We start from the raw sequence: 12,004 nt of genomic DNA, 5'->3' as shown, positions 1-12,004 counted from the left end.
ATAGATAATACTCAAGGAAAGGTGCAGATCCATGTCTTACCAAACCTCTATACATTTTGATCCAACAGCTTTACTGATAATAAAAAATGAGGTTGATAACTCGATCAAGTTAGTCGAATCAGCAGTAAGCACCTTGGTAGAAGATCAAACTTTACCTTTTGGCATTGACGATGCATTAAATCAGTTCGAACAATGTGCACAGGTACTGGCACTGATTGATATGCCGAATCTGGCACAAATTGCACAATATTCAGCAGAACTGATGCGCAAGATTATGGGGAATCCGGCGCAGGTCAACACTCAGGATGTGATCGCATTGAGTGAAGGCACCACCATGCTGAAACGCTATATCGAATTTATCTGCTTGCGTGAAGTGAAAATTCCACAGTTCCTGCTCGATACCCTGAACCGTCTGGAACTAGCGCTTGGTAAACCATTAACCACTGAAGGTCAGCATATTGAACCTTTGCTTGACCTGATTACCCCTGACTTCCAGTTACCCCAAGTACCAGGTCTGGAAAAATCCAAATATGTGCAACGCCTGTACAAGCTGTCTCTTAACAAACTGCTGAAACAGGAAGAAAGCGAGATGGACCTGCAAGCGATCAAACTGGTCGGTACTTATCTGGCAGGTCTTTCAGCAAATCATCCAAGCAAGCAATACTGGCATCTGGTGCATGTTGCTTTTGATAATATTGATCACCTGCTCATCAATGAACCACGTTTACGTACTTTAATCAGTATTGAACGCAACATGGCGCAGTACTTTAGTTCAGCCGACAGCTTCAAAGCCTCTCTGTCCGATCTGGCAAATGTATTAAGCTTATGTATTAGTCAGGAAGATGCAACTGCACAGCAAATCCGTAGCCAGCTGAATATTGGTGATGATCTACTGACAGATATGCAGCTTCAGGTGTTCAGCCGTCATCTGTATGGTCCGGACTTCGAAACCATGCACACCATTAGCGAACTGGTGACTGTGGAAATGACCCAGATCCGCAATGATATCGAATATAACTATCAGCACATGACACCTGAAAAAACTCAGGAACTTCAGACTCAGCTGAATAGCTTGGCCAATATCTTCAAGGTTCTGAACCTGAACGAAGCCTATCATGATTTAAACCGTCAGGCAGCTTCACTCAGCCAGGCAGATATTCTGAAAGATGAGTCTTTTGCCCAGCAGTTGATGAATGTGATTTTATCCGCAATGAACTCGATTGGTGTATTGGAACGTCACCATACTTCGAGCCGCTTGCAGCTACGTGTGAATAACATGAATATCTCGCTGGATCGTCTGGACGAAGCACATAACGCTTTGTTAAATGAAACCAAAGCATTGATTGAATTGTCTAGCCAGATTCTGACTGATTATCTGCAGGATCAAGATCTGACCAAACTCGAACCTGTACCCATCCAGTTCTGTGAAATTGGCGGTGCCATGCTGTTCCTGAATGCTGAACATGTGAAAGCTGCATTCAATACAACTGCCCTGTTCATTAAAAACCGTATTGAACAGTCGGTTGCATTAACACCAGCAGAAATTCATTATGCGCTGGATGCATTGGCTAGTGCCGACATGATGATCGACAACTTAAAGAACAAACAGCCTGTATTACAGTCCATGTTTAAGGTAGCATTAGACAGTAGTGAGAAACTGAAAATCGTTGCCTAATGTCTAAAAAATTGTCACTTGCTTATATTTTCCAGCAGCAACAGTTGCTGGTCGATCAACACTTTCAACTGCCTCAAGTTGAAGCTCTGGCAAGTGATTTGCTGCTGAATCCGGGTGATCAGGTGGTTGCCCGTGATCTTCTTCCAGATGAGCCGATTCCTGAAGGCTTGCAACTGGTTCCAATCCGTCAATTATTACAGTTTTGGAATGTTCAGCAATTTGAACAGGCCAGTCGTGCTGTGCAACTCTTGGAATGGCGCCGGAATCACAAGTTCTGTAGCCACTGTGGCACCCCGACTGAAGTCCATGCTGTTGAATATGCCATGGTTTGCCCAGCTTGCCATTATCATCAGTATCCAAGGGTGCAACCTTGTGTGATTACTGTGATTACCCGCGGTGAAGATGAGATTCTGCTGGCCAAAAATGCACGTAATACCAAAAGCCAGATGTATGGTCTGATTGCCGGATTTGTCGAAGTTGGGGAAACGCTGGAAGAAGCGGTACGTCGCGAGACGCTGGAAGAAGTCGGCTTGAAAGTGAAAAATATTCAGTATCTGGCTAGTCAGCCGTGGCCCTTCCCGAGTAATTTGATGATTGCCTTCAAAGCAGAATATACTGGCGGTGAGCTGCAATTGCAGAAAGAAGAAATTAGCGACGCGAAATTCTTTAAATTTGATCAGCTGCCGGAAATTCCATTTAAAGGCAGTATTGCCCATGCCATGATCATGCATGTGACTCAAGGTACACCGGTCGCAGATGATACCCGTAAATGGCTCTAAGGTTTTCAATTAAAAAAGCCCGGTTTTTATACCGGGCTTTTTTATGGGAATTACCACGATCACAGATCTTCACTTGAAAGCATCTTCTAGCGCCCACATCACACGCGGCTTGGTTTCAAAGAACCGGCTAAACAAACTGGACAATGAACCGATCATCGTAATATGACCCAGTTTCGGAATGGTAATCAGCTCACTATGATTGCCATGGTCTTTTAAAACCCGGTCCAGATCCTGACTGTTGAAATGACCGACAATATTGTCCCGCTCTGCCATGAACAGATAATGTTTGGTGGAGGTATTTTCCACAAAATAATATGGCATGACCTGCTGATATGGAATCGACTGGTCAAAAGCATCGGCACAGATCGGATCATCTTTATAGTCAAAATGATAAGGACCTGCCAGTCCAATAATGGCGCGGATCTGTTCCCGCTCAATCATGGCCTTTTGTGGATGGTATAGCGCTGACATGACATTAAATGCCCCGGCTGAATGCCCCATCAAGACCAGATTTTCCGTAGAAACATTTAACTGGTCTGCATGCTGTTGCAAATGATTTAGCAACAAATGCAGGTCATTAATATAGATTGGAAAAATGTATTCAGGCGCTAGATGATAATTCATCACCACCACATCATAGCCTTCTTTGGCAAAGGCCTCGCCAATGAAGTAGTAATCCTTTTTATCACCATGCAGCCAGGCACCCCCATGGACAAAGATAATCAGGGGGCGATGCGCTAATGGCTGATGGCTTAAAAACAGATCAAAACGTTGACGGGCTTTTAAGCCATAGGCTAACTGGGTTTCAACACTATAACCCTGTTTTGGGGTTAAACGGTTCAGCGCATAACTGCCAAAATCATAGATCCGGAAATCTTTATAACGTTGTTGGACTTCAAGGATCTGATCTGACAACTGCGTTTTAAATTGACCAACCTTATGGAACATCAGTCGGTTCAACTGTATCAGGATCAATAGCGACTGGAGTCTGTTCAACACCCGACTGTGCATAAGATACAGGCGCTGCAAAATTCTGGTTAGTATTATAACCAGAGCGCTGATCCACGTTGTCGATGAGCGTGACAATTTTAGTGATATTCCCCACTTGTTGCAGCACCTGATTCAGGTCATCGATTTCAGCACTGTTCAGACGTCCCATCACATACAGTACACCATCTTCAGTATGCACATGCACTTTGCTGTCAGACACCACCGGTGCTTTCATAATCAGGCCACGGGTATTCGCCGTCACGGCGGTATCCTGCATGATCGTAGTGTAGCTGCTCTGGTTACCCACAGTGATAAAGTTATGCACCGCTCTGACATCACTCATGGATTTGACATTATCTTCTGCCAATTGCTTGAGATGCGCATCCGGCACCTGCCCGGTCAACAGGACATTACCATGGAAGCTTTCAATATTGACCCTTGACTGTTTAAAACGTGAATCCAGTTTATAAAGATTAATTTTTGCAGTACGTACAATAGAAGAATCGATAAATACCTGTCCTAGCGTCCGAGCTCCATTTTCGGTACCTACAGGAGCCGTACCAGTACCGCTAGAAATAAAGCTGGCACAACCCGATAAACTTGCGACACACAGCATTGTTATTGCAATACGCTTAACCACTCAGCAAGACTCCTTAATTTTAATCAGTCTTATTTCAATATAATAATCTGGTTTTTCAAGGTCAGATATTCTTCATCATACTTGAACTTTCCCATGATGCTGCAAATTTTATCTGCCGCATCAGATCTTATTTTATTCAAAGATTAATAAACTCTTGATCAAAAGTAAAAGCATTTTCAAACCAGTGCAGATCATAAGGGTATTGAGAAAAATCATGCTGTATGGTTTTTGCAAAATACCGATTAAAATCAAAACAAATCACATCAAAACGATAGTAATAATGTGCAAACTGTGGATTTTTTTGAATAAAACATACAGCCGTTTGTAGGACTTTTCGTTGCTTGGCAGAGGAAACAGATTCAAAAGCCAATGCATAACCTGTTTTAGCTCGTGCTTTTACCTCGACAAAGACCAGTTCCTGCTCACGCTGCATGACCAGATCAAGTTCACCATAGCGGCTATGCCAGTTTCTGGCAATGAGCTGAAAGTCTTGTTGCTGCATCAGTTGGGCAGCTTGCTGTTCTGCCCATGCACCTAATCGTTTCTGCATCGCTGACCCTTATAGTGCCTTGAGACCTTTGGCACTCTGCTGAAAACAGGATGGTGTACGTTGTATGCCCTGATCCGATACCCGAATCATTCCAGTACGACCCTGGAATTCAATATTGCGTATTTTTTTATTGTTTAAATAATACTGGGTGATTTGCCAGGCATCGCCACCAAAAGCAATCAAGCGCTGATAGGACATATTCACCGGTGCCTGTTGATGAGCCTGCATCACATCAGGCCAGTTAGCAAAATAAAGTACCGGCACATCGCAGAACTTGATGCCTCGTGGCGGAACATGCTGTTCATTAATTGCATTTGCGACTGTATAAATCCGTTTATGTCCTAAACCATGTAAGGATTCCAGCCAGTCTGCATTGCCAAGCAATAGTATCCCCTGCTTGCTCTTCAGAAAAAATGGCGGCTTCTCGATCATTTCCAGTTGCAGCTCACTCTGGCTAAGTAGTGACATTAGCAATAGTTCATGTTCTGACTCACTGCCCGGTTGACGCAGCACAAACAGTTGCTGAATCCCATCTAGCGCAATCTGCTTCTGTAATGCAGCTGCATCTTCTTTTTTCGACAGGCTAAATTGCCAGATATTTGGGGCCGTGAGGCTAGTTTCATTCAAACTCAGTGTACGAATCTTGGGTTTAGTCTGCACCAGCTGCTCTACATCCTGACGTGCCAGAGGGCCGATCACCATTTGCGTCTTTTTACTGACATGCTGTTTGAGTAACTGAGAGATTTTTTTCTGGTCTGAATTGACCCATTTCAATGGTACTTTCTGTCCGGACGCCGTATATGCACTGAGAAATCCTTGCTTGATACTCGAAGCGGCTCGCGCCAAGGGGCCGGTTTCAGGTAGAATAATCAGCACTTCCGCTTGTACGCTGCTGACGCAGGCCAGTAACCCCAAGCCCAGAATTTTGTTTTGAATCTTCCATTTTTTATTATTCGATTTATTCCACATGGAGAAACCTATGAGTGCTCAGTTATTTGTTGTTGCGACTCCAATCGGGCACTTAGATGATATTAGTTATCGTGCAATTAATGTATTGAAATCGGTGAGTCTTATTGCAGCTGAGGATACACGAACTTCTGCACAATTACTTAAACACTTTAATATTCAAACACCTTTGACAGCCTGTCATGAACATAATGAAAGCAACAAGATTGATCAGTTGATTCAACGCCTGCTCAATGGTGAAGATATGGCATTGATCAGTGATGCAGGCACGCCACTGATTAGCGATCCAGGATTCAAGTTTGTCCGTGCTGCGCAAGAACATAATATTCATGTGGTTCCTGTACCGGGTGCATGTGCTGCAATTGCCGCTTTAAGCGCAGTAGGTTTACCGAGTGACCGTTTCAGCTTTGAAGGCTTTTTACCGTCTAAACAAAGCCAACGACTCTTGACTCTGGAAAAACTGAAAGATGAAACCCAAACCTTAATTTTCTATGAAGCGCCCCACCGCATTTTGGAATGTGTTAAAGATCTGGCAGTAGTATTCGGTGCAGAACGTCCTGTCGGTTTTGCCCGTGAAATTACCAAGACCTTTGAAACTATCAAGAAAATGACACTGGGTGAATTAGTCGAATTTGTTGCCAATGACCATAACCAGCAAAAAGGTGAAATCGTACTGGTCATTGGCGGTTCTATCGAAGAAAAAGATCTGGATCAGGAAAAACTGGATAAATTGTTACTGCGTTTATTGCAGGATCTGTCTGTCAAAGCAGCTTCACAACTGGCTGCCGATTTGACCGGGATTAAGAAAAAAATCGCCTATCAACGTGCTTTGGAACTAACCTCTGCCAACGATTAATTTTTCTTTACCCATAAAAAACACCACAATCAATGTGGTGTTTTTTTATTTACTAATATTGAGTGCAATTATTCTCTTGCAACGGATTCATCAGCTGGAACTTCAGTAATACGGCCACCGCTTGCCAGAAAAGCCGCAATTTCATCTTCAAGTGCCTGACGTTTTTTCTGCTTAGCAGTTACAGTCAAAGTTTCAGCTTCTAATACGTCCGTATCATTCACAACTTCTTCGCTACTTGCAGCGCCTTTTTCTGCTGCTTTTGCTTCATCGTCGTCGATTACAGGATCTTCTACATCATCATAATCATTTACGTCTGTCATTTTGCTCTCCCCACAAATGGCTTCGCTTTTATCTATTGAACCAAGCTTTAAATTAACTGAAATTTAGCAATCTCTTTGGTCTTCGCCTAGCCCTAATTTTCAAAAAATCGTATCTTTTTTAAACAAAATAGTTACTCTTTATAGATGTTTGTTTAAAAAATTTACATTCGGCCGCTAGGCTGAATAACGTGTATCTTTGAGTAAACTTAAACCATTCGCCTGAGCCATAAATGCATCTTTCAGGACTGTCTGTTGCTCGACCTGTTTCAGCCCGAAATTACGTGCCCACACCACTGGGAAAAGCTCTGTAGTTTCCATCCAGCCAATCGCCGACATGCTATGCATCATCGCATCATTCTGGCCTTTACGGCGATGCTCATAACGTTTCAAGGTCTGTTCATGGGCCCACACTCCACGCGCTTTGTCATGCAGCAACACGTCACAGAGTACGGCAGCATCCAGACAGCCGATATTAACCCCTTGTCCAGCGAGCGGATGAATCACATGCGCAGCGTCACCAATTAGTGCCAAGCCATCTTGTACATACTGCTGTGCAGCACGAGCTTTGAGTGGGAATTTAGCTCGCGGTGTCGCCTCCAGCACTTCGCCAAGCATATGATAGCTTTCACGGGTCAATAGTTGAGTGAAGTCAGCATCTGATAGCGCTGCATACTCATCGGCATAATCATCAGGTAATGTCCAGACTATGGATTGCCAGTGGCCTTGCTCTTCTTCTTTAAGACTCGCCATTGGCAGATAAGCCAAAGGACCAGTTTCCAGAAAAATCTGACGGGCCACATGCTGATGTGGCTGGGCTGTTCTAATTGCGCAGCTGATTCCGGCCTGTTTATAGTCCAGTACATCAATATCAATAAAGGCTTGTTCACGCACAAAGGAGTTCGCGCCATCTGCACCAATAACCAGCTTGGTTTTGAGCTGGGTACCATCTGCCAGATGAATCATCCAGACATCTACTCCACGTTCAACCCGGCTAACTTTGACCTGTGTGCGGTAATCTTGCACCTCTTCAAGCATCTTTTGCTGGATGGCCAGATTCAGAATACTCGGTTCCACCATTGAGCCTAGCGCCTGCTCTACAGAAGGTGTTCTTTCTGAAGAATGACCAAAGTTAATTTCACCATAGCCATTTTTATTCCAGACCTGCATTCCAGTATATGGCTGCTGGCGTGCAAGTTTTTCCCACACACCTACGGTTTTTAATAAATGAATAGTCGCCTGACTTAGCGCCAAAACCCGCGGATTGGCTACACTTAAAGTTTTGTCTGCATCCAGAATAGGCGCAGCATCCAGAACAGTCGCTTGCACACCACCTTGAGCAAGTAATAAAGCGGTCAAGCCACCTACTAGTCCACCACCAACAATGACAACATCTAATACATCAGAACTTGGATTCAGACTCATGCTTTTAACCCCATGGCATAGTTAGCGACCAGTGGCTTGATACCAGGAATGGTATCAAAAGCAATCAGTCCGGTATTACGGATCAGTTTCAAGAATGGATTCTGGTTACTAAATCCACGTACGACTGAATCACAGAACTTAATCACTCTTTGCTGGTCATTCAAACGGGATTTTTCATAATCCTGTAATACTGCTGCATCACCTAAGTCTGCACCTTGTGACTGCTGTTCTTTCAGGTAGCGCACCAATACATGCGCATCTCGCATACACAGGTTAAAACCCTGACCCGCTACTGGATGAATTGTATGTGCAGCATTACCCATCAAGACCACGCGGCCCACAGCCTGTTTTTCTGCTAATACTTGGGACAATGGAAAACTGAAGCGCTTACCTGTTTTCTGGAATTTACCGGCACGATCGCCATAGGTTTCTTGTAAGGCGTTCAGGAAATGCTGGTCATTTTCTTCACCCAGCCATTCTCCTTCCGTTCCTTTTTTCACAGGCCAGACTACAGAACGACGATATTCACCTGGAAGTGGTAATAAGGCTAATGGTCCTAGATGGCTAAAGCGTTCAAAGCCGACATGATTATGTGGCTTAGAAGTTTGAACGGTAGTGACAATGGCGACCTGATCATAGTCATGTTCTGAAGCCCCAATACCGAGCGCTTTACGACAGAAAGAATCACGCCCATCAGCAGCAATCACCACTTTGGATTGAAGTTTCAATAAAGCATCACCACGTTGTGCTTCAAGATAAGCAAACTCAGCATCTTGAGTCAGAGAGCTGACCTGAACCCCATCAATCAGTTCAATTAAAGGTTCTTTTTTGACTTGAGTTAATAGCACACGACCTAGCCAGGCATTTTCAATCACTTGGCCAAAGCTTTCGACTTTTTCCTGTTCTGCAATTAAGCGCGCCTTACCAAAACTGCCCTGCTCAGTGATATTCACTTCAAGAATCGGCGTTGCATGTTCCTGCAAGGCATCCCAAAGCCCAAGTTCCTGATAAATCTGTACACTACGGCGTGACAAGGCACTATTACGTGCATCAAAGCTGGAATGATAGGGTGCAAGGTTTACATCATCATAATCTGGATATTTAATCGCTTCCAAAAGTTTGACTGCAATATTGGTTTTGGCCAACATCAGCGCGAGACTCAAGCCGACCATACCACCACCGACAATGATGACTTCTTGTTGCATGCTGTAATCCTTTTAATATCGTATCTATATACATAGATACTTATAATCATGATGAATTTTATATTAGCCTAAAAAATTTTTTTTTTATAATAAATTAGGTAGCGGTTTCGAAGCGAAGTCTGCTAGTGGTTAATTTATAGCTAACCAGAACGTCCTACTTAAATTTTTCAAAATACAGAAGTGTCGTATGCCTGATGAAAAGCAGAAGAATCTTACACTAATTGTTAGGTTTAAAAGCTTGGTATGAAATGATGAAGATGATATCTGGATATATTTTTTGAATTAACGATATTTATGTTTTTAAATTTATAAAATATTTTTTATTTCAATTATTTAAAGTAAATCTCATTCTAAAAAATCATGCGATACATAGCTTTAGCTTATATCGCATGATGATGTAAGAATTAACTTGCTTTCAATGTATAGGCATGGTCATTCAAACTTGCCAATATCTGTATAAATTGAGGAATGGTCTCGGCATTCAAGGTATAAGGATTGAATTCATCCAGATTATGTTCGGCAAAGAATCCAAGAATATCCTGATGGATATTGGCATATTTCATATGCCAGTCTGAGAAGAGTCGATCATTTACATCTTCAAAATACAGAACTTCACAATTTTTATGTCGAGGATCTTTCAAGATTTTTTTATAGAACAGATCTTCAATCTTGTTCCTATCTCCTTCCAGACATTGAACAAAGTAACCATTTCCATAATACAGAGCCCCAAAAATCGCATTACGTGAATTGAAATTCAACGCTTCTGTCAGAATATTGAATAGATCATTCATTGGATCTTCGCAATCATACAACTTACTAACATATAAAAGTCTTGCGTCGCTCATTGTCTACCTCAATATTTTAGATTATGTACATTACTCAATATTTTTCTGTTTAATATATATAACTGATTTTATAAAAATTTTCTATGATCAGATACAAAATAATTTATCGAATAGTAAAATAACTTGAAAAATAAAATAAATTTTTATATAAATTCAGCTACTTGCTTTTAACACGCATTTTCCAAATATTTCTATATTAAAAAGCTTCAAAATTTTGCTATTTGAGATCTGCCATCAAGTATCAGTTTTTTACTTTCTAAATGCTCATGTAATTTGAGCACCAGTTATCTTTGCCAGAACATCAGCAAGCCAGCAAAAATGTAAATCAGCGATTTGTTCTCAATCAATAGTGCAAGTGCTACGAATACGATAGCAAAGATGAAGGAACGGATTAAAGTCGCGATGTTTAATTTAGAAACGACAGTCTAAGTCGAGCTCAAGCAACTTATTAAGTATGTACTTTCTTACACCTCTCTTCTTATAATATTTTTAAAAGGTAATTGTTTTTAATTTCTAAATGATACAAAAACATGCTTATTTAATAATCAATCTTGTACTCTTTGACTTACAGCTATTCAAGTCCTTTACCCCTATTTTAGTTAAATGAATTTTCATATGATGATTACATCAGGAACAGGGAGTTCCACATAAGAATAACAATAGATAAGCACAAGGACAGTAAGGTACGACAGGAGTTATACCAAGCTAACCAATACAAAGAACCCCGGCAGGATGCCGGGGTTCTTTATTATTTAATGATTAAAAATTTGAAGATGATACTGAAGTTTCTAAACAGAAATCTTAGCAATCACTACTACCTATATCTTTCATCTACTTATAGAAAATTCCCAAATTTTGGTGTGAAGTTAATAATGTATACGTGATCTTTGAATTAATTCATCAATAGATTTCTTTCATAAGTCATTTTTCACTCAGCTCCAAGTTATAAATTCCAGCAATTAGATTGAATCTTAATGCTAGTCTTTTGCCTCGATTGCGATATCGCTCAGCAAGAATTTTGAAGGTTTTCAAACTGCCAAATACATGCTCAATTCCAATTCTTCTTTTATTGATTTCCTGATTATAGATTTTTAGTTCGGAATCTAGTTTACAGCGCTTCTTTGCTTTTAATGGCAACAAGCTATTTGGATACACTGTATAAATTCCCTGATAACCCTTATCCGCAAGGATAAATGCACCTGCAGGAATCTGATTCAAGTTACGTTTGAAGAGTTCGAAATCATGCACTGCACCACGACTGGTACATAAACTCAGAATTTGCTGAGTTTTGTAGTGAATCATGGCCTGTACTTTAAAGGTATGGGTCTTTTTCTTGCCGCTATAGCTTTTCTTCTGTTTTTTTAGGCCTTTGGATTGGAATTTCCGTGGCATCCACGATCACAACATTCCAGTCGATGCCTTCGCCCTCGGGTAAATCTTTGGGTAAATTAAACAGATTGGACCGAATCAGGCAGTCTTCAACATGACGGACAATTCTTGAGGCTGTGGGCTCTGAAACCCCGTAACTCGTCGCAACGTGAAATAAGGTTCGGTATTCCCGCCAATAGCTTAGACAGAGCAGAACCTGATCCTCCAGGCTTAACTTGGGCGGTCTGCCTTTGGCAGAGACATGCTTCTGCAATTGCTCAACCATCAAATAGAAAGTTGACCATGAGATGCCTGTGTATCGCTTGAACTGAGGATCAGAAAGCTTGTTTGAATCGATGTATTTCATCCGCAGATTATGCACGAATGC

13 protein-coding genes are annotated in these 12,004 nt (G+C 41.7%); 3 read left to right on the top strand and 10 right to left on the bottom strand.

The annotated features are described in order from the left end of the window. Positions 1-31 precede the first annotated feature (31 nt). On the top strand, positions 32-1,675 hold the full coding sequence (locus tag FTU46_RS06620) for a chemotaxis protein (protein WP_180104599.1): 1,644 nt from the start codon (positions 32-34) through the stop codon (positions 1,673-1,675). Beyond that, the gene (gene nudC / locus FTU46_RS06615) at positions 1,675-2,454 is read left to right on the top strand and encodes an NAD(+) diphosphatase (RefSeq protein ID WP_180104598.1); all 780 of its coding nucleotides are present in this window, start codon (positions 1,675-1,677) and stop codon (positions 2,452-2,454) included. The genes FTU46_RS06620 and nudC overlap by 1 nt, the downstream gene beginning before the upstream one ends. Positions 2,455-2,523: 69 nt before the next feature. Here the strand turns inward: nudC and FTU46_RS06610 are convergent, their stop codons facing one another. The 4 genes from FTU46_RS06610 to FTU46_RS06595 all read right to left on the bottom strand — a co-directional run bounded on the left by FTU46_RS06610 (position 2,524) and on the right by FTU46_RS06595 (position 5,603). Continuing rightward, positions 2,524-3,402 (bottom strand): alpha/beta hydrolase, encoded by an 879-nt coding sequence (locus tag FTU46_RS06610; RefSeq protein WP_180104597.1) that lies wholly within the window; start codon positions 3,400-3,402, stop codon positions 2,524-2,526. Then, entirely contained in the window at positions 3,392-4,084 is a 693-nt protein-coding gene (locus FTU46_RS06605) for a BON domain-containing protein (RefSeq protein WP_180104596.1), read from the bottom strand. The genes FTU46_RS06610 and FTU46_RS06605 overlap by 11 nt, the downstream gene beginning before the upstream one ends. A gap of 136 nt (positions 4,085-4,220) precedes the next feature. After that, positions 4,221-4,634, bottom strand: a complete 414-nt coding sequence (locus FTU46_RS06600) for a YraN family protein (RefSeq protein ID WP_180048115.1) — start codon at positions 4,632-4,634, stop codon at positions 4,221-4,223. Between the two features lie 9 nt (positions 4,635-4,643). After that, positions 4,644-5,603: a penicillin-binding protein activator gene (locus FTU46_RS06595; RefSeq protein ID WP_180104595.1), complete on the bottom strand. Its 960-nt coding sequence runs from the start codon at positions 5,601-5,603 to the stop codon at positions 4,644-4,646. A 10-nt stretch (positions 5,604-5,613) separates the two neighbouring features. Between FTU46_RS06595 and rsmI the strand changes: the two genes are divergently transcribed. Then, positions 5,614-6,456 carry a 16S rRNA (cytidine(1402)-2'-O)-methyltransferase gene (rsmI, locus tag FTU46_RS06590; RefSeq protein ID WP_004782868.1) on the top strand — a complete coding sequence of 281 codons (843 nt, stop codon included), beginning with the start codon at positions 5,614-5,616 and terminating at the stop codon, positions 6,454-6,456. Between the two features lie 68 nt (positions 6,457-6,524). Here rsmI and FTU46_RS06585 read toward each other — a convergent pair whose 3' ends face one another. The 6 genes from FTU46_RS06585 to FTU46_RS06560 all read right to left on the bottom strand — a co-directional run. Continuing rightward, the gene (locus tag FTU46_RS06585) at positions 6,525-6,776 is read right to left on the bottom strand and encodes a hypothetical protein (protein WP_004782870.1); all 252 of its coding nucleotides are present in this window, start codon (positions 6,774-6,776) and stop codon (positions 6,525-6,527) included. A 174-nt stretch (positions 6,777-6,950) separates the two neighbouring features. Continuing rightward, positions 6,951-8,198 (bottom strand): FAD-dependent monooxygenase, encoded by a 1,248-nt coding sequence (locus FTU46_RS06580; protein WP_180104594.1) that lies wholly within the window; start codon positions 8,196-8,198, stop codon positions 6,951-6,953. Further along, positions 8,195-9,403, bottom strand: a complete 1,209-nt coding sequence (ubiH, locus tag FTU46_RS06575; protein WP_034703738.1) for a 2-octaprenyl-6-methoxyphenyl hydroxylase — start codon at positions 9,401-9,403, stop codon at positions 8,195-8,197. The genes FTU46_RS06580 and ubiH overlap by 4 nt, the downstream gene beginning before the upstream one ends. 404 nt (positions 9,404-9,807) lie before the next feature. Continuing rightward, positions 9,808-10,248: a BLUF domain-containing protein gene (locus tag FTU46_RS06570; RefSeq protein WP_004782875.1), complete on the bottom strand. Its 441-nt coding sequence runs from the start codon at positions 10,246-10,248 to the stop codon at positions 9,808-9,810. Positions 10,249-11,169: 921 nt separating this feature from the next. Further along, a complete protein-coding gene (locus tag FTU46_RS06565) occupies positions 11,170-11,640 on the bottom strand; it encodes a transposase family protein (RefSeq protein ID WP_180104593.1) in 471 nt (156 codons plus the stop codon). Then, the coding region (locus tag FTU46_RS06560) for a transposase family protein (RefSeq protein WP_048882114.1) at positions 11,588-12,004 on the bottom strand (417 nt) is incomplete at its 5' end. The genes FTU46_RS06565 and FTU46_RS06560, both read right to left, overlap by 53 nt.

This window comes from Acinetobacter sp. YH12108 (assembly GCF_013419055.1).
Classification (GTDB): Bacteria; Pseudomonadota; Gammaproteobacteria; order Pseudomonadales; family Moraxellaceae; genus Acinetobacter.
The sequence above is the reverse complement of the archived record's forward strand: the minus strand, read 5'-3'. Positions and strand labels throughout refer to the sequence as shown.